The organism is Pseudomonas putida, assembly GCF_004357765.1.
GTDB classification, from domain to species: Bacteria; Pseudomonadota; Gammaproteobacteria; order Pseudomonadales; family Pseudomonadaceae; genus Aquipseudomonas; species Aquipseudomonas putida_U.
In genome coordinates, this window is sequence record NZ_SMTE01000010.1 from 245351 (window position 1) to 263305 (window position 17955).

The following is a 17955-nucleotide window of genomic DNA, read 5'->3' on the forward strand; positions in this document are numbered from 1 at the left end:
CCGGCTCCTTGCGCGTTAAAGTGAGTTCAGGAAAGCCAGCAACGCGGCGCGCTGCTCGGCATCGAAAGCCAGTACCTGGTCACGTGCCGCCTGGGCTTCGCCGCCGTGCCAGAGCACGGCCTCGAGCAGATTGCGGGCACGACCGTCGTGCAGGTATTGAGTGTGACCGCTGACGGTTTCGCTCAGGCCGATACCCCACAGTGGGGCAGTACGCCAGTCCTGGCCATTGGCGGCGAATTCGCTGCGCTCGTCTGCCAGGCCTGGGCCCATGTCATGCAGCAGCAGGTCGCTGTAAGGGCGGATCACCTGATTCGCCAGTGCAGGCTCTGCGGCCTGGCTGGAGGTGGTGAACTGCGGAGTGTGGCACCCCTGGCAACCGGCTTGGTGGAACAGGTTCTTGCCGGCCAGCACCTGAGGCGAATCGACGTCGCGGCGGGCCGGGACACCCAGGTTGCGGGTATAGAACGTCACCAGGCGCAGGATGTTGTCGCTGACTTCCTTCTCACCGCCGGCACCATCGCCGTTGGGCTGGGCCAGGCAGTCGGTCTGAGCGGCGGTGCAATCGTCCTTGGGCTGGAGGGTGCTGGTCAAACCCATGTCGCCGGCGAAAGCGTGCACGTTCTGCTGGTTGACGTTGGGTTGCCCGGCCTTCCAGCCAAAGCGCCCGATCACGGTCTTGCCCAGGGCATCGTCCCACACCCGGTTGGCACGGCCGCGGATACCATCGTGATTGCGGTCGTCCGGGTCTTCCGCGGCGAGGATATCGGCCTCGGGAATGGCTTCGAGCAGGCCGAGACCGATCATCGGCGGCGCCACGCGGGCGGAGAAGCGCGTGTCCGGGTGCATCGGTCCGTAGCCCAGCTGGGTGATCTGCAGGGTCGGGCGGCGCAGCTCCACCTGGTAGCCGTCGGCGAAACGTACCGGCACCGGCTCGTAGGTCATACGCACCTTGCCTTCCGGCGCCACGCCGGGCACGGCCATGTCCTGCAGTTGGGTACCGTAGGTCGGCTCCGGAACGACGCCCAGTTGCTGGATGACCTTGGCGTAGTAAGGCTGATCGGGGATCGACAGGCGTACCAACATCGACACCGCATTGTTGCCGTCCGCCTTGGGTGGATGGCCACGGCCATCACGGATGTGGCAGTTCTGGCAGGCGTTGGTGTTGAACAGTGGGCCCAGACCATCACGGGCGGTGGTGGTCGAGGGGGCGATCACCCAGGGATTGCGAAAGAAGCTGTTGCCGACGGCGAAGTCCACGCGCTGCTCGGGTGACAGGTTGGCCGAAGGCATGGAGAACGCATTGCGGTCGCTGCGCATCACCGTCGCCTGGCCACCAGACAGCGCTTCGCCGGGCTCGGCCTGGGTGAAACGCGGTGCGTCGTCACAGGCAGCGAGGGCGAGGGCCAACAGCAGGCAGGGGAGTCGGGAGAGCGACAAGGACATCTACGATCCTGGGCGAGAGCGAAAAAACCGGCGAGCAAGCTTAGCAAAGTGAAGAAGATTGAATAAGAGCAATTTGCAATTGCTGCATGAAAATGGTGTCAGCGGGCCTGTGGGTTTGGGTTTGATGGTGGGGCTCGATCTCACAGCCGGCAAATCCCCTACGGCAGGCATAAAAAAGGCGACCCAAAGGCCGCCTCTCTCGTTACCGCGCGTCCACCAATCAGAATTCGTGGTCGGCAGTGTCCGGGTTCAGGTTGTCGATACCCAGCTTGCCCGCAGCCTGCTCGATCGCGCCGGTCTGCTTGACCAGGGCGGCGATGGCGTCGCGCACGATCTGGTTGCCCGCGGCGTTGTCCGGCGCGATCAGCTGATCGTAGTGCTCGCCTTTGAGGGCGTGGTCGACCATCACCTGGATCTTCGCCTCGGTCGACTCCAGGTCGGCCTTCAGCGTGGCATCGGCGGCCGGGTCAGCCTTGGCCACCAAGGACGACAGGCTCGGCCCGGTCAGCTTGGTGCCGTCGGTACGGGTGTATTCGCCCAGGTAGACGTTGCGGATACCCTTGGCGTCGTAGAAGTGCGAGTAGTGGGTGTTGTCACTGAAGCAATCCTGCTCGTCTTCCGGCGAGTTGGCTTCCAGGGAGACCTTCATGCGCTCACCGGCCAGTTCGCCCAGCGACAGGCTGCCCATGCCGAACAGCATCTTGCGCAGGCCTTCGGTAGCAGGCTCGGCCTCGAGCTTGGCGCGGTAGTTGTCGGCGACGTTCGGCGCCCAGTTGCCGACCATTTCCTCGAGGTCTTGCACCAGCAGTTGAGTCACCGCTTTCAAGTAGGCGCGACGACGTTCGTTGTGGCCCCCGGTGGCGCCTTTGCCTTCCAGGTAGTCCGAAGCAGGACGGGCGCCCGCGCCCGGACCGGTGCCGTTGAGGTCCTGGCCCCAGAGCAGGAATTCGATGGCATGGTAGCCGGTGGCGACGTTGGCCTCGGAGCCGCCCAGTTCATTCAGGCTGGCGAGCTTCTCGGGGGTGATGTCCTTGACATCGATCTTCTCTTCGCCGACCTGGATCTCGGTGTTGGCGATGATGTTGGCGCTGGCACCCGGGTTACCCAAGGCGTGCTCGTAGCTCTTGTCGACGTAGTCGATCAGGCCTTCGTCCAGCGGCCAGGCGTTCACCTGACCTTCCCAGTCATCGATGATGGTATTGCCGAAGCGGAAGGCCTCGCTCTGCAGATACGGGACGCGTGCGGCAGCCCAGGCGGCCTTGGCGGCCTTCAGAGTATCGTCGTTGGGGGTGGCGAGAAACGCGTCGACCGCGCTCTGCAGGGTCTTGGCAGTGCTCAGCGAATCGCTGTACACGGCATAGACCATCTCGGTGTAATGCTTGACCACGGCCTTGGCGGCGGCTTCATCGACAGCGCCCGGCGCGGCAGCGGCAGTGCTGGCGGCAGCGGGTGCCTGAGCTTGCGGAGCGGCTGCCTTGTCATCCTTGCCCTCGCCGCAACCGGCAAGAGCGATGGCGATGGCCAGCAGACTGGCGGAGGCCAGAGGCATTCGAATCATTATTGGTTTTCCTGCGTCGTGTGGTTGGACTGTGTGCCTGGGCACGCGAAACGGCAACATCATGCGAAAGATTTGCATTTGCTGTAAAGGGGCGTGGGCGCAATTCGTGTAAATGGGGGTGACGCAATGTCACCGGGCGTGTGGGGGTTACAACATCGATGCGTGGTTGCGCTGGGCCTGCTTGAGGTAGTGGGTCACTTCTCGGGCCGAAAGCGGTTTGCTGTAGTGGTAGCCCTGGCCCTCATGGCAGCCCTGGGCGATGATGTAAGCCTCCTGCTCGGCGGTTTCCACGCCCTCGGCGATCACTTGCATGCCCAGGCTCTTGCCCAGCTGAATGATGGCGCGAACGATGGTGGCGTCGTCATCGTCGTCGAGCAGGTCCTGGACGAAGCTCTTGTCGATCTTGATCTTGTCCAGTGGCAGTGATTTGAGGTAGCTGAGCGAGGAATAGCCGGTGCCGAAATCGTCGATGGCAATCAAAGCCCCGGAACGGCGCAGGCTCAGCAGGTGCTGGGCAGCAGTGCTGATGTCTTCCATCAGGCCGGTTTCGGTGACCTCCAATTCCAGGCTGCGCGGCGGCAGGCGGTAGGCCTGCAGCAGGTTGTTGACCACCCGGGGCAGTTCGCTGTGGTGCAGTTGCACGGTCGACAGGTTGACCGCCATACGCAGTTCGCAGAAGCCCAGGTCGTGCCATTCACGCAGTTGTCGGCACGCCTGGTCGAGTACCCATTCGCCGATGGCGATGATGCTGCCGTTCTGTTCGGCCAGGGGAATGAACTGGTCCGGCGGAACCATGCCCAGCTCCGGGTGCTGCCAGCGCAACAGGGCCTCGACACCGACCACGCGCTGGTCCCGATAGCTGACTTGGGGCTGATAGACCAGATAAAGCTGCTTGCGTGGCAGCGCTTCGCGCAGGTCTTTCTCCATCTCGCGGCGTCGACGCATTTCGCTGTCGACGCTGGCGATATAGAACTGATAGCGGTTGCGCGAGCGGGCCTTGGCCAGGGTCATGGTCTGCTCGGCCTTTTGCAGGAGCTTCTCGGTGCTGTCGCCGTCCTCCGGGAACAGGGTGATGCCGATGGTGGCGCGCAGGCGGATTTCATGTTGGTCGACGCAGAAGGGGGCTTCCAGGTCGTCGAGGATGCTCTGCGCCAGCTCTGCAGCCTCATAGGGTTGTTCGATGTTGGCCTGGACCAGGGCGAACTGGTCGCCGCCCAGCCGCGCCAAGGCGCCCAGGCGGCCACTGTGTGCACGCAGGCGGTCGGCCAGCGCCAGCAGCAGTTGATCACCTACCTGATAGCTGAACTGTTCGTTGATGCCCTTGAAGTCGTCCAGGCCTACGCACAGCACCGCAACGCGATGTTGCAGGCGGCCCCCGTCGACGAGGATCTTGTCCAGTTGCTCCTGCAGTTGCTGACGGTTGGGTAAACCGGTGAGAAAGTCGTACTGGGCCATGCGCTGCAGACTGTTCTCGGCCTCATGGCGCAAGTGGGTGTTGCGCTCGATGGAGGCCAGCAACTGATTGGCGGTGTTGACCCAAACCCCCAACTCGTTTTTCTCGTGACCCTTGAGCTGGGGGATCTGGTGTTGGCTGGGACGGTCAGGATTGATCTGCGTGAGGTGCTCGATGATTTTCGATAGCGGCTTGGTCAGCAACCAGTGGTACACCAGGTACAACACCAGGCCCATGGCCAGAGCACGCAGCACGCCCGAGATGAAGATGATCACCGCATTGATCAGAAATTCCTTGCCATAGTCGGCGGTATCGAGGGTGATCTTCAGATCGCCATAGTACTCGCTGTAAGGGCCGCGGCCGACCAATTGGATGCTGTAGCTGCGTTCCGGGCCCAGCAGCAGGTCGGTCAGCCAGCGCATGGACATCTCGCGCAACGGGCGTGATTTCTGCGCGAGCATGGTTTCGTGGGGGTGGCCGATGGAGGCCATGCGTACCGACTCGTCCTGGAACAGGCCTTCCATTACCTGCATGCCCATTTCCCGGTCCAGGCTGTACACCGCTTGGGTGGACGGGTCGCGGAACATGTCGAGGATACGCTGGGCATCGGTGTCCACGGCATGGCGGGTCTTGTAGGTATCGTAGACGATCTGCGCGCAGCTGAGCACGACGCCGACCGCCAGCGCCGAAAGGAGCACGACCCTGAGCAACTTGATCGATAAGCTGTCCCGCAATTCCAGCTTCAATGGAGTTTCCTTAATCCATGCGCATACCAGCATTTTGCCACTATCGTTGGCAATACACTATCGAGTCCAGGCCTGCACGCAATGCCGGGTCTGCCCTGACAGTGTATCGGTTGCCAACGCCTGCGACTTGAGAGCGGCGTGTCCACTTGCCCGAAATTTGATGGTAGCGCGCTATTGAGGGTGAGCAAGCGTTTCCCGGGAATCCATCATTGCCCGCGAGGCAATGAAAAAACCCGGCACTGGGCCGGGTTCTTTGGTCAGGTCTGAAGCAATCAGGCCTTGAAGGTCTTGCCTTCGAACTGCTCGGCGACGAACGCCCAGTTGACCAGGTTCCAGAACGCCTCGACGTACTTCGGACGCAGGTTGCGGTAGTCGATGTAGTAGGCGTGTTCCCAGACGTCGCAGGTCAGCAGCGGGGTATCGCCGCTGGTCAGCGGGCAGCCGGCGCCGATGGTGCTGGCCAGGGCCAGGGAGCCGTCGGCTTTCTTCACCAGCCAGCCCCAGCCGGAACCGAAGGTGCCGACCGAAGTCTTGGTGAACTCTTCCTTGAACTTGTCGAAGGAACCGAATGCGGCGTTGATGGCCTCAGCCAGGGCACCGGTTGGCTGGCCGCCGCCGTTTGGCGACAGGCAGTTCCAGTAGAAGGTGTGGTTCCAGACTTGAGCGGCGTTGTTGAAGATGCCGCCCGAAGAGCTCTTGACGATCTCTTCCAGGGTCTTGCCTTCGAATTCGGTGCCTGGGACCAGGTTGTTCAGGTTCACGACGTAGGTGTTGTGGTGCTTGTCGTGGTGATACTCCAGGGTTTCCTTGGAGATGTGCGGCTGCAGGGCATCGTGGGCATACGGCAGCGGCGGCAATTCAAAAGCCATGGTGGATCTCCTGATTCAGGTCTGTTTGCGGTTTGCGCAAGGCCGATCACGGGCGGCCCGATGTGCGTCGGCGAGTTTTTACTCTTTGCGACGCAAGGGCTGGATCATAGCACCCGCCCCGGCGCATAACCACGCAACAAAGATAGGGAATAGAGGTTCCAGAGCGGCGCGCGGTTGCCGATCAGCGGCATCAAAGCCTGACGTTCAGCTAAAGATCAACTGTGCCGCCACCGCGAACATCATCACCGCGACCATCAGGTCGAGCATCCGCCAAGTAGCCGGCCGGGCCAGCCACGGGGCCAGCCAGGCAGCGCCCAATGCCAGGGTGGAGAACCACACCAGCGAGGCGCTCGCGGCGCCGGCCACGTAGGCACCTGGCACGCTCTGCTGGGCGCCGAGCGAGCCGATCAGCAACACGGTGTCGAGGTACACATGGGGGTTGAGCAGGGTCACCGCCAGCGCGCTCAGCAGCACTGCCCGACGCGAGCGCAGGCCCTGGCCCTGCTGGTGCTGCAGGCTCTGTTTGGAGCAGGCGCTGCGCAGGGCCTTGGCGCCGTACCAGAGGAGGAACACCGCGCCTCCCCAGCGGGCGATCGCCAGCAGCGTCGGGTTGTGCGCCAGCACCGTGGCCAGGCCGAATACCCCGGCGGCCACCAAGAGGGCGTCACACACCACGCACAACGCTGCCACGGGCAGATGGTGCTCGCGGCGCAGGCTTTGGGCCAGGACGAAGGCATTCTGTGCGCCGATGGCCATGATCAGGCCAAAGGCCACGAGCATGCCGTTCAAATAACTCTGCCACATGGGAAAAACACTCCAGGGGCCGCCGCGAAGGGGGCACGATAACGTAGGGATGCTGGCCATTGTGTGAGCGCGCGTTGTATAAGAAAAACAAATAGTGCTGATTGCACATTAGGAAAATCGATGTTCGACTACAAACTGCTCGCAGCCCTCGCGGCCGTCATCGAGCAAGCCGGTTTCGAGCGCGCCGCCCAGGTCCTGGGCCTGTCGCAATCGGCGGTGTCCCAACGCATCAAGCTGCTCGAGGCACGGGTGGGCCAGCCGGTGCTGGTCCGTGCGACGCCGCCGAGCCCCACCGACGTGGGGCGCCAGTTGCTCAACCATGTGCAGCAGGTGCGTCTGCTCGAGCGCGACCTGCAGCGCCAGGTGCCGGCGCTGGATGAGCAAGGTGCGCCGGAACGCTTGCGCATCGCCCTCAACGCCGACAGCCTGGCGACCTGGTGGGCCGCCGCGGTGGGCACTTTCTGCGCCGAGCATCAGTTGCTCACCGACCTGGTGGTAGAAGATCAGGATGTTGGCCTCAAGCGCATGCGTGCCGGCGAGGTCGCCGCCTGCCTGTGTGGCAGCGAACGGCCGGTGGCCGGTGCGCGGAGCCTGGCGCTTGGCGCCATGCGCTATCGGGCGCTGGCCAGTCCACAGTTCATGGCGCGCAATTTCCCACAGGGGTTCGTGGCGGAGCGCCTGGCCAGGACGCCGGCGATCGTCTACGGGCCGGATGATTTCCTGCAGCATCGTTATTTGGCATCGCTGGGTATTCAAGAAGGTTTTCTGCACCACTTGTGCCCTTCGTCTGAAGGCTTTCTGCGCATGACCGAAGCGGGACTGGGCTGGGGGCTGGTGCCCGAGCTGCAGGCCCGCGATCAGCTCAACGCTGGCAAATTGGTGGAAATTTGTGCCGATACACCCATCGATGTGCCGCTGTACTGGCATCATTGGCGCAGTGGCGGGCAATTGCTCGCGCAACTGACCGAGCACCTGCGCCACAGCGCAGGGCAATGGCTGGTGCCGTTGTAGGCGCGGCTGGCGTCTGTTGCATCTGAAATCTGGCAAGGCAGGGTCTTACATGCGAATTCTGGTTACCGGGGCAAGCGGTTTCATCGGCGGGCGCTTTGCGCGTTTTGCCCTGGAGCAGGGCCTGGAGGTGCGGGTCAATGGCCGACGCGCCGAAGGCGTCGAGCACCTGGTCAAGCGGGGCGCGCAGTTCATTCCCGGCGACCTGGGCGATGCCGAACTGGCCCGGCGCCTGTGCCAGGGCGTCGACGCTGTGGTGCACTGCGCTGGCGCGGTGGGTAACTGGGGGCGGTATCAGGACTTTCACCAGGCCAACGTGGTGGTCACCGAGAACATCGTCGAAGGCTGCCTGAAAGAACATGTGCGGCGTCTGGTGCATCTGTCTTCGCCATCGATCTATTTCGATGGCCGACCGCACCTGGACCTGCGCGAGGACCAGGTCCCGCGTCGCTTCCACGATCACTACGCGCGCACCAAATACCTGGCCGAACAAAAGGTGTTCGGCGCCCAGGAGTTCGGTCTGGAAGTGCTGGCGCTGCGCCCGCGTTTCGTCACCGGAGCCGGCGATGCGAGCATCTTTCCGCGGCTGATGCAGATGCAGCGCAAACACCGCGTGGCGATCATCGGCAATGGGTTGAACAAGGTCGATTTCACCAGCGTGCACAACCTCAACGAAGCGTTGCTCGGCGCACTGTTCGCCGAGGACCGAGCCCTGGGCCAGGCCTACAACATCAGCAACGGCGCCCCGGTCCCGCTGTGGGATGTGGTCAACTACGTGATGCGCCAGATGCAGTTGCCGCAGGTCACCCGCTACCGCTCCTTCGGCCTGGCCTACAGCCTGGCCGCGCTGAACGAGGCGGCCTGCCTGTTGTGGCCGGGCCGGCCGCAGCCCACCCTGACGCGCCTGGGCATGCAGGTGATGAGCCGTGACTTCACCCTCGACATCAGCCGAGCCCGGCATTATCTGGGGTATGAACCGAAGGTCAGCCTGTGGACCGCGCTGGATGAATTCTGCGCCTGGTGGAAGCATCAACCACTGGGCCAGTGAACCAGATCGACCGATGATGGTCATCAGTGCGCCGCGCAAGCGGTTTATACTCATGCCCCTTTGCTACTACCGCGGTTGAATGCACCCATGCGTAACGATGCCCGTGATGATTTCGATGACGTACCCACCCTGCGTGCCGGTACCCCGGATGACGATGAACTGTTGCCGGCGCACGTGGCGCGCAGCCGCCAGAAAGCCGCGAGGCCTGCAGCCACGGGACCGCTCTGGGCACTCTTGGGGGCTTCATTCATTGCCCTGGCAGGTTTGGGCTGGTGGAGCTTCCAGCAGATCTCGTTGATGGAGCAGCAACTGGTGGCGACCCAGGAAAGCTTCGCCCGCATCAGCGAAGAAGCGGCAGGGCGCCTACAGGCGATCAGCGGCAAGGTCGATGCCAGCGAATCTTCGGTCAACACCGGCAGCGAAGCGCTGAAACTGCAGATCCGACAGTTGCAGGCCAGTCTCGCCGAGCAAGGCAAGCAGCAGCAGGGTGTGGCCGGGCAGACCGGCGACCTGGGCAAGCGCCTCGAACAAGTGCTGGCCGACACCCGTGAGCAGCAAAAAGCGGTCACCGAACTGCAGACCCAGTTGCAGGCCCAGCTCAAGGCGGTGAACAGCGAGCTGGCGGCGTTGAAGTCGGGGCAGGTCGACGGTGGCAAGCTCGATGGCCAGCTCAAGAGCCTGAGCAACGAGGTGGCGGCATTGAAGAAACAGGGCAACCCGAGTGCGGCGATCGAGAGCCTCGAGCAGGATGTGCTGGTGCTCAAGAGTCAGGTGGAGAATCGCCCAGCGGCGTCTGCCGGCGCATCGGTGCAGGAGTTCGATGCGTTTCGTGGGCAGACCACGCGTAAGTTGAACACCCTGCAGAGTCAGATCCAGAATCTGCAGCAGCAGATCAACGCCCGGCCTTGAGGTCGGACGCGGCCCCATCGCCGGCAAGCTGGCTCCTACCGCTAGGAGTCGGCTTGTCGGCGATGGTCGGGGTCACATCCGCGGGTAGTCGATGTAGCCCACCGGCCCTTTGCCGTAGAAGGTTTCCGGATGTGCCTGGTTCAACGGTGCATCCGCTTCCAGCCTGGCCGGCAGGTCCGGGTTGGCGATGAACGGGACGCCGAATGCCACCGCGTCTGCCTTGCCGCTGGCCAGTGCGGCGCTGGCGCTGGCCTTGTCGAACCGTTCGTTGACGATATAGGGGCCGCCGAACGCTGCCTTGATCAACGGACCGATACTGTCATCGGCTTCCTTCTCGCGGGAGCAGATGAAGGCGATGCCGCGTTTGCCCAGCTCGCGTGCCACGTAGGTGAAGGTCTCGGCGCGATTGGCATCGCCCATGTCATGAGAGTCGGCACGCGGGGCCAGGTGCACGCCGACCCGGCCGGCGCCCCAGACCTCGATGGCGGCGTCAGTCACTTCCAACAGCAGCCGTGCGCGGTTTTCCAGCGAGCCGCCGTAGCGGTCGTTGCGTTGGTTGGTGCTGCTTTGCAGGAACTGGTCGAGCAGGTAGCCGTTGGCGCCGTGGATCTCCACGCCATCGAAGCCGGCGGCTTTGGCGTTTTCCGCTGCATTGCGGTAGGCCTCGACGAGGTCGGCGATCTCTTCGGTTTCCAGTGCCCGCGGGGTGGGGAACTCGGTCAGTGGGCGGACCAGGCTGACATGGCCTTTGGGTTGGATGGCACTTGGGGCCACTGGCAGCTCGCCGTTGAGGTAGCTTGGGTGGGAAATCCGTCCAACGTGCCACAACTGCAGGAAGATGCGCCCGCCAGCGGCGTGCACGGCGCGGGTGACGTTGGTCCAGCCGCGCACCTGTTCATCGTTCCAGATACCGGGGGTATCGGGGTAGCCAACGCCCATCGGGCTGACCGAGGTCGCCTCGCTGAGAATCAACCCGGCGCTGGCGCGTTGCACGTAGTACTCGGCCATCAGGGCGTTGGGCACTCGGCCTTCATCGGCGCGGCAGCGGGTGAGCGGGGCCATGATGATGCGGTTGGGCAATTGTAGGTCGCCCACGGTAAGGGGGCTGAACAGCGTGGTCATACGGTTTACCTCGCAAGTAGCATTGAAATTCAGAGTGTCTGGCGTAACTGCTCGAGGAATGCCTGAATGGTGTCCTCGTTGCGTTTGAAAAAGTGCCATTGGCCGATCTTCTGGCTGCTGATCAAGCCGGCCCGCTGCAAGGTGGCCAGGTGGGCGGAGACGGTCGACTGCGACAGGCCGCAACGTTGGTCGATCTGACCCGCGCATACGCCATGCTCGGTACTGTGGTACTGGTCGGGGAACTGGGCAGCGGGGTCCCTCAACCAGCCGAGGATTTCGCGCCGCACCGGATGGGCCAGTGCCTTGATGATGTCGTCGAGATCGAGTGCCATGGTTCGAGCCTGTGGTGTATCGAATTTTTCCGAAATATAAATCGGTATTTCGCGATATACAAATACGAAGGGGTTATGAGCAGAGCAGCAATGGCTATATCGGGTAACGGCGATACGGCAGGGTGCAGTGCTAGAATGCGCCCATGAACTACCTCGCGCATCTGCACCTGGGCGGCCCTGCGCCGCAACAACTGCTCGGCAGCCTATACGGCGACTTCGTCAAAGGCTCGTTGGAGGGCCGCTTCGCCCCTGAGCTGGAAGCGGCGATCCGCCTGCATCGGCAGATTGACAGCTATACCGATCGGCACCCGCTGGTACTGGCGGCTCTGGCACGCTTTCCCCAGGCCCGACGACGCTTCGCCGGGATCGTGCTGGATGTGTTTTTCGATCATTGCCTGGCGCGGCACTGGGCCGATTATGCCGAGCAACCGCTGGAGCAGTTCACCGGCGACTTTTATCGGGTATTGCTGGCTGAACCCCAGTTGCCGGGACGGCTGGCGCGTATTGCGCCGTACATGGCCGCGGATGACTGGCTCGGCGCCTATGGTGACTTCGCCACCCTTGAGCAGGTGTTCAACGGCATAGCGCGGCGGTTGTCCCGGCCTGAGGGTATGCACGGGGTGATGGGGGAACTGGAGCGGTTGTACGAGCCGCTGTTGGCGGATTTTCGTGAGTTCTATCCGCAGTTGCAGGCGTTTGCGGCGGCGGGGCGTGCGGCTGACAGTTAAGCCTGTACCGGCCCTTTCGCGGGGCAAGCCCGCTCCCACAGTAACCCTAGGTACCTGACAACTATGGGCTATCTGTGGGAGCGGGCTTGCCCCGCGAAAGGGCCGGTACAGACAGTGGATGACTCAGGCCGCCCGCGCTTGCCGCCTAGGCGCCACCTCGACCTCCTCGACCCCGAACAACGCCCCATGGATCGCCTGCTGAGCCTGGAACGCCAACGCCGCACGCTCCTTGCCCACGCTGCTGATCGCCGGCAGCAACTGGATGCGTACCTGCCCCCGTGGTGCGGCGAACAAACGCATCAGATGCGAGACCAGGTCGTCATCGCCAATGAAGGGCGCAATCGGGTCCACCTCGCCATCGCGCAAGTACTGGATGGCCACCGGCTGCAGCGCTACGCCACGGTCGATGGCGCCGGCCAGCAGGCGTCCATGGAAGGTGCGCAACTGGCGACCGTCGGTGGTGGTGCCTTCAGGGAAGATCAGCAGCGGCCGAGCCAGCCCCAGTTGCCTGCCGATCTGTTCGCGCAGACGCTGGCTGTCGCCACCGCCCCGGCGAATGAACAGCGTTCCGGCTTTGTCGGCGAGCCAGCCGGCCACAGGCCAGTGACGCACTTCGGCCTTGGACAGAAACGACAGCGGCAGCAACATGCCGAGCAGTGGAATATCGGTCCAGGACACATGGTTGCTGACCCATAGCATCGGTCGTTGAGGCAGTTCGCCGCTCACCTGCACTTCGAACGGCAGGGCGGCGACCAGACGTTTCATGAACAGGCAGGCCCAACGTTGGCGATGGCCGATCGAGGCGCTCATCCCCAGGCGTTCACCCACGGCGATGACGCCGGCCATGCACAGCCCCAGCAGGAGGACCAGGGTCAATCGGGCGAGGCGGGCGATCACCCGCAGCTTGGGCATCAGACCGCCGCCTTGAAGTGACGGGCGTAGCGCGGGCACAGGTCGTCGCGCTTGAGCAGGATGAATACATCGGCCACCTGGAAGTCCTCGTCCCAGCAAGGCTCACCGCAGATTTTTGCCCCAAGGCGCATATAGGCCTTGAGCAGCGGCGGCATTTCGGCGATGACGTTGCCCGCCAGCGCCAGGTTGGGCAGGGGGTTTTTTGGCTCGGCACGCAGGTGCTCGTTGCACAGGTAGCGTTCACGCAGGCGCTGCATCACGGCATGCGCCTGCACCCCGCCATCCTGCATGGGGATGCTGGCGCAGCCCATCAGGTAGCTGTAACGGCCTTCATTGAGCACCTCGGCCAACTCGCCCCAGAGCACGGCGATGGTGCCGCCATTACGATAGTCCGGTGCCACGCAGGTACGGCCCAGTTCGAGGATCGGGCCCTGCAACTGCAGCAGACCATGCAGGCTGAATTCCTCTTCGCTGTAGAAGCGACCGAGACTGCTGGCGGCCTGGTGGTCGAGCAGGCGGGTGGTGGCTACCAGCTCGCCGGTGCTGAGGTCGCGAACCCCGATGTGGCGGCAGTGAACGTCGTATTCATCCATGTCCAGGCCCTGTTCGGCGCCTTTGAGCTTGGCCTTGAATTCCGCACTGAACACCTTGTAGCGCAGCGCCTGGGCTTCCTGCAGGGCCGTGGCGCCGACCAGGCGTTCGGCTTGCAGGCGGCGGTTGGAGCTGGTGGCGCCAGAGTGAGCGATCCGAGTCATTGCGAGTCTCCCTAAGCCAGCCAAGAGGGTTGCGGCCGGTCGGCTTTATCTGCAAAGTCAGCCTAGGTAGATGCGGTGTCACCCCTGTGAACCTTTGGTGATGCTTGCATGACACCCCGCATGCTCCCCACCCGCTTCTGCAATCTTCGAGAGGTGCGTTACATGCCGTGGTTGCAACGTCTCAACGATCCGTTTCGTCATCCTCTGACTGGCACCTTGGGCGAGACCTATGCTGCCTTGCGCGAGCGCCTCGGTGCTGTCGCTCCCTTCGAGCTAGCGGTCCTTGGCGGGCGGGCCATGGCTACGCCGGGGCTGGCCTTTCTGGTGGGTTACCAGTCTGCGTTGCGCGTCCTTTGGCCCAGTGCCCCAGATGGGCTTGGCGCTTTGTGCGCGACCGAGCGCCGCAGCGTGATGCCTGCCGACATGCAGGTGCGCCTGGACGGCCTGCGTCTGTGTGGTGACAAGGACTTCGTCACCGCCGGGTTGGACGCCGAGTGGCTGCTGGTGGCGGCGCGCAGCGAAGGGCAGGGCGAGAAGCCGCGACTGAACCTGGCGGTGGTCTATCCGGGTGAGCCTGGCGTCACGCTCGAGGCCCTGCCGACCTTGCCGCTGATGCCTGAAGTCGGGCATGCGCGCCTGCATCTGCAGCAGGCGGCGTGCGAGCTGCTGGCCGGGGATGGCTGGGACGCTTACGTGAAGCCGTTCCGCTCGCTTGAAGATCTGTACGTGCTCACTGCATTGACCGCCTGGCTGTATGGCGTCGGTCAGGAGTGCGCCTGGCCGCAGGAGCTCCGTCTGCGCTTGCTGGGGTTGCTCGCAGGCTGTGCCGAGGGCAGCCGGCAGTGCGCCGACAGCGTCGGCTGTCACTTGCTGCTGGGAGGCTTGTTTTCGCAATTCCAGGCGCTGCGTGGGGCGATCGACAAAGCGCTGCTGGCGGGGCCGGAGCAGTGGGCGCAACTGTGGCAGCGGGACCAGGGGGTGCTGGCGCTGGCCACGGCGGCGCGGGAAAAGCGTCTGGCCAAGGCTTGGGCGGCTGCAGGATTGTCATGAAGGCCTGAGAAGTTGTGTGATCCGTTGGATCCCAGGGCCACATCATGTCCAAGTTCGTGTACATAATCTTCGGCCTGTTGACCTTGCCAGCCTGGGCCGAGGACTGGCCCGTCGACCGCACAGCCATCGACTGGACGGTCGTCGACGCCTACGCGTTCCCCCTGCGCAACCCCTCCGAGCGCAGCGGCATCCGCACCGATGCCCTGCTGATCGTCCGTGACGGGCGCATCATCCACGAGCGTTACAGCGCACCTACCCGCGCCGACACCGCGCACCTGACCTGGTCGGTCAGCAAGAGTGTGGTGGCCACGCTGCTGGGTGTGGCCCAGGGTCAAGGACGCTTTCAGCTGCAAGACCCGGCAGCGCGCTTCTACTCCCCCATGCAGACTCATCCCGAGGTCACCCTCGCCGATCTGCTGCACTGGTCCAGTGGACTGGATTGGCAGGAAGACTACGAATACGCGCCGCTGAAGTCCTCGGTGGTGGCGATGCTCTATACCGGTGGGCGCCACGACATGGCCGCCTATACGGCAGCGCGCCCTGCCGCCGAAGCCCCCGGTAAGCGGTTTCTCTACTCCAGCGGCGACAGCAATGTGCTGGCCGCGACCCTGCGCGGCATGGTCGGTGACGAAGCCTATGCCGATTACCCGTGGCGGGCGTTGTTCGAACCTCTGGGCATCACCAGTGCCACGTGGGAACGCGACGGCAGCGGCACCTTTGTCGGCTCTTCCTATCTGTACCTGACTGCCCGCGACCTGGCGCGAATCGGTTTGCTGATGCAGCGCAGAGGGCGTTGGGGTGACCGCCAGCTGTTGCCGGCGAGTTGGGTCGAGTTCAATACCATGTTGTCCCCGTCGGCCCGGGCGCTGCCCGGCGAAGCCAATCCTGGTGGCCATTGGTGGCTCAATCAGCCGCTGGCCGGCAGCCAGGCGCCCTGGCCGGACGCACCGGTGAGCACCTTCGCCGCGCTCGGCCATTGGGGACAGGCCTTGTATGTACTGCCTGAGCAGAAGGTGACGATCGTGCGGTACGGCGATGACCGCGATGCCAGCTATAGCCACAACGAAATGATCAAGCGTGTGCTGGCCGCCATTGCCGGGGAGGGCGCGTGAAGCGCTTGCTGGTGGTGTTGCTGGTAGCCCTGTGCAGTTGGGCCTGGCACGAGCGCCAGGCATTGGCAGACTTTCCCGGGATTCTTCCGGCCTACTCGGCCAAGGAATATTGCTCGTGCCGTTTCGTCATGGGCTTCGACGAGGCGTACTGCCGTGGCTACGTCAGGCAATGGCTGCCCTTGTCGCGCCTCGAAGAGGACCGCGAGCTACGGCGGGTGACAGCCGTGGCTCTGGGCCGGCACGACCAGGCGCAGTGGCAGGGCCAGCGCGCGGGTTGCCGCTTGCTGCCGTAAGGTCGGGCGGTTAAGGTTGGCGGCTTGGCTCCATGAGATTCGTCATGTTCAAAATGCTCCGTTTACTTCCTGCATTGTTGTTGGCACTTTGCCTGCCCGCCCACGCCAACTGGCACCTCGATGGCGAGTCGTCACGCCTGTCGTTCGTCACCGGCAAGAACGGCAATACTGCCGAGGTGCATCGCTTTTTAGTGCTGCATGGCAGCGTCGACCGCAAAGGCACCGCCAGCCTGCGCATCGAGATGGACTCGGTGAGCAGCGGCATCCCGCTGAGGGACGAGCGCATGCGCGACGAACTGTTCGAGGTCAAGCAGTTCGCCGAGGCGACGGTCAAGGCACAGATCGACCTACGGCCCCTCAACGACCTTGCCGATGGCGCGCAGATCGAATTGCGCCTGCCGCTGACGGTCACCTTGCATGGCCAGTCGCACAGCTACAACGCGCTGCTGCTCGCCACTCGCCTGGACCAACGGCGCTTCCAGGTGGTCACGCTGGAGCCCTTGGTGCTGCGCGCCGAGGACTATGGCTTGATGCCCGGCCTGGAGAGCTTGCGTAAGTTCGCCAAACTCAAGTCCATCAACCCGACGGTGCCGGTCAACGCGGTGCTGATCTTCAACGCTCGCTGACATGCCGGGGCCGGTCTTTCCCTGGCGCGAAGGGAACCAGTTCGAGTTGCTGGTCGACGGTCCGGCGTTTTTCCCGCGCATGCTCCAGGCCATCGACCAGGCTGAGTTTCAGGTCGATCTCGAGTTGTACCTGGTCGAGGCCGGCGATTGTGCGCAAGCGGTGGTCGAGGTGCTTGAGCGGGCGGCGCGGCGTGGCGTGCGGGTACGCTGCCTGTTCGACGACTACGGCTCGCTGGCCTTCGGTGCGGCGCTGCGTGCGCGTTTGACCGAGGCCGGCGTCTATCTGCGCTTTTACAACCGCTTGCGCTGGAAGCGGGGCTTTCGCAACCTCTACCGTGACCACCGCAAGCTGCTGCTGGTCGATGAGCGTTGGGCGGTGGTCGGCGGTACCGGAGTCACCGATGAGTTCTGGACCCCGGGTCAGGCGCAATCGGAATGGCACGAGGTCATGGTGCGGATGCAAGGGCCGGTGGTGGTCGACTGGCAACTGTTGTTCGACCGCCAGTGGCACGCCAACAACCGCCGCACGGCCTGGCGTCCGGCCGAGGGCTTCGGCCTGCCACGCCTGCCCAAGGTGCCTGCGCAGGGTCAGGGCATGGGCCGGGTGGCCTATGCCGACGCCCGCCAGCATCAGGACATCCTGCATTCTTTGGTGCGGGCACTGAACAGTGGCCAGCAGCGGGTCTGGCTGGCCACGCCGTATTTCCTGCCCACCTGGAGCGTGCGCCGCTCGCTGCGGCGGGCGGCCGGCAAGGGCGTCGACGTGCGCCTGTTGCTCACCGGCCCACGTACCGATCACCCGTCGGTGCGCTACGCCGGGCACCGTTACTACCCGCGTCTATTACGCGCCGGGGTGCGCATCTTCGAGTACCAGCCGTGCTTTCTGCACCTGAAGATGGCGCTGGTGGACGACTGGGTCAGTGTCGGCTCGTGCAATTTCGACCACTGGAACCTGCGCTTCAACCTGGAAGCCAACATCGAAGCACTCGATCCGGCGCTGACCGCAGCCGTGTTGGCCAGTTTCCAGCGCGATTTCGCCCTGAGCGAGGAGGTCGACCTCGATCACTGGAATGCCAGGCCGCTGTGGCGCCGGGTCAAACAGCGGGTGTGGGGCTGGTTGGACCGGTTGGTGGTCAATCTGCTCGACCGTCGCAACTAAGACCGACTATCTTGCAGTGACTGTTCCC

Annotated in this window: 18 protein-coding genes; 9 read left to right on the plus strand and 9 right to left on the minus strand. The window is 63.8% G+C overall.

What is annotated here, in order from left to right; translation table 11 throughout:
* Nucleotides 1-15 precede the first annotated feature (15 nt).
* The 5 genes from E2H86_RS17105 to E2H86_RS17125 form a co-directional block, all read right to left on the minus strand.
* Complete coding sequence (locus tag E2H86_RS17105; protein WP_133329919.1) at nucleotides 16-1443, minus strand: di-heme oxidoreductase family protein; 1428 nt, start codon at nucleotides 1441-1443, stop codon at nucleotides 16-18.
* A gap of 220 nt (nucleotides 1444-1663) precedes the next feature.
* Complete coding sequence (locus E2H86_RS17110) at nucleotides 1664-3001, minus strand: imelysin family protein (RefSeq protein ID WP_133329921.1); 1338 nt, start codon at nucleotides 2999-3001, stop codon at nucleotides 1664-1666.
* A 147-nt stretch (nucleotides 3002-3148) separates the two neighbouring features.
* Complete coding sequence (locus tag E2H86_RS17115) at nucleotides 3149-5200, minus strand: putative bifunctional diguanylate cyclase/phosphodiesterase (protein ID WP_165976081.1); 2052 nt, start codon at nucleotides 5198-5200, stop codon at nucleotides 3149-3151.
* A gap of 272 nt (nucleotides 5201-5472) precedes the next feature.
* A complete protein-coding gene (locus E2H86_RS17120; RefSeq protein WP_012312902.1) occupies nucleotides 5473-6069 on the minus strand; it encodes a superoxide dismutase in 597 nt (198 codons plus the stop codon).
* 204 nt (nucleotides 6070-6273) lie between these two features.
* Nucleotides 6274-6873 (minus strand): LysE/ArgO family amino acid transporter, encoded by a 600-nt coding sequence (locus E2H86_RS17125; RefSeq protein WP_133329925.1) that lies wholly within the window; start codon nucleotides 6871-6873, stop codon nucleotides 6274-6276.
* A 120-nt stretch (nucleotides 6874-6993) separates the two neighbouring features.
* Here E2H86_RS17125 and E2H86_RS17130 point away from each other — a divergent pair, with 120 nt between their 5' ends.
* The 3 genes from E2H86_RS17130 (at nucleotide 6994) to E2H86_RS17140 (ending at nucleotide 9838) form a co-directional block, all read left to right on the plus strand.
* Nucleotides 6994-7884, plus strand: a complete 891-nt coding sequence (locus E2H86_RS17130; protein WP_133329927.1) for a LysR family transcriptional regulator ArgP — start codon at nucleotides 6994-6996, stop codon at nucleotides 7882-7884.
* 49 nt (nucleotides 7885-7933) lie between these two features.
* Nucleotides 7934-8929, plus strand: a complete 996-nt coding sequence (locus E2H86_RS17135; protein ID WP_133329929.1) for an NAD-dependent epimerase/dehydratase family protein — start codon at nucleotides 7934-7936, stop codon at nucleotides 8927-8929.
* A gap of 87 nt (nucleotides 8930-9016) precedes the next feature.
* On the plus strand, nucleotides 9017-9838 hold the full coding sequence (locus tag E2H86_RS17140; RefSeq protein ID WP_133329930.1) for an ATPase: 822 nt from the start codon (nucleotides 9017-9019) through the stop codon (nucleotides 9836-9838).
* Between the two features lie 72 nt (nucleotides 9839-9910).
* On the opposite strand, the gene E2H86_RS17145 is transcribed toward E2H86_RS17140, so the two are convergent.
* Both E2H86_RS17145 and E2H86_RS17150 read right to left on the minus strand, forming a co-directional pair.
* Entirely contained in the window at nucleotides 9911-10960 is a 1050-nt protein-coding gene (locus E2H86_RS17145; protein WP_133329931.1) for an alkene reductase, read from the minus strand.
* A gap of 29 nt (nucleotides 10961-10989) precedes the next feature.
* The gene (locus E2H86_RS17150) at nucleotides 10990-11292 is read right to left on the minus strand and encodes an ArsR/SmtB family transcription factor (RefSeq protein ID WP_133329933.1); all 303 of its coding nucleotides are present in this window, start codon (nucleotides 11290-11292) and stop codon (nucleotides 10990-10992) included.
* Nucleotides 11293-11435: 143 nt separating this feature from the next.
* Here E2H86_RS17150 and E2H86_RS17155 point away from each other — a divergent pair, with 143 nt between their 5' ends.
* Nucleotides 11436-12020 (plus strand): ACP phosphodiesterase, encoded by a 585-nt coding sequence (locus E2H86_RS17155; RefSeq protein ID WP_133329935.1) that lies wholly within the window; start codon nucleotides 11436-11438, stop codon nucleotides 12018-12020.
* A gap of 123 nt (nucleotides 12021-12143) precedes the next feature.
* On the opposite strand, the gene E2H86_RS17160 is transcribed toward E2H86_RS17155, so the two are convergent.
* A complete protein-coding gene (locus E2H86_RS17160) occupies nucleotides 12144-12932 on the minus strand; it encodes a lysophospholipid acyltransferase family protein (protein ID WP_133329937.1) in 789 nt (262 codons plus the stop codon).
* Nucleotides 12932-13687: an L-ornithine N(alpha)-acyltransferase gene (gene olsB, locus E2H86_RS17165; protein ID WP_133329939.1), complete on the minus strand. Its 756-nt coding sequence runs from the start codon at nucleotides 13685-13687 to the stop codon at nucleotides 12932-12934. The genes E2H86_RS17160 and olsB overlap by 1 nt, the downstream gene beginning before the upstream one ends.
* A 162-nt stretch (nucleotides 13688-13849) precedes the next feature.
* Here olsB and E2H86_RS17170 point away from each other — a divergent pair, with 162 nt between their 5' ends.
* Genes E2H86_RS17170 through E2H86_RS17190 form a run of 5 tightly spaced genes read left to right on the plus strand, consistent with a single transcriptional unit; the run spans nucleotide 13850 to nucleotide 17927 of the window.
* A complete protein-coding gene (locus tag E2H86_RS17170; RefSeq protein WP_133329941.1) occupies nucleotides 13850-14737 on the plus strand; it encodes an acyl-CoA dehydrogenase in 888 nt (295 codons plus the stop codon).
* Nucleotides 14738-14781: 44 nt separating this feature from the next.
* Nucleotides 14782-15849, plus strand: a complete 1068-nt coding sequence (locus E2H86_RS17175; RefSeq protein WP_133329943.1) for a serine hydrolase domain-containing protein — start codon at nucleotides 14782-14784, stop codon at nucleotides 15847-15849.
* On the plus strand, nucleotides 15846-16142 hold the full coding sequence (locus tag E2H86_RS17180; protein WP_133329945.1) for an amidase: 297 nt from the start codon (nucleotides 15846-15848) through the stop codon (nucleotides 16140-16142). Before E2H86_RS17175 ends, E2H86_RS17180 begins: the two co-directional genes overlap by 4 nt.
* A gap of 44 nt (nucleotides 16143-16186) precedes the next feature.
* Complete coding sequence (locus tag E2H86_RS17185) at nucleotides 16187-16768, plus strand: YceI family protein (protein ID WP_133329947.1); 582 nt, start codon at nucleotides 16187-16189, stop codon at nucleotides 16766-16768.
* A gap of 1 nt (nucleotide 16769) precedes the next feature.
* The gene (locus E2H86_RS17190) at nucleotides 16770-17927 is read left to right on the plus strand and encodes a phospholipase D-like domain-containing protein (RefSeq protein WP_133329949.1); all 1158 of its coding nucleotides are present in this window, start codon (nucleotides 16770-16772) and stop codon (nucleotides 17925-17927) included.
* The last annotated feature ends 28 nt before the right edge of the window (nucleotides 17928-17955 follow it).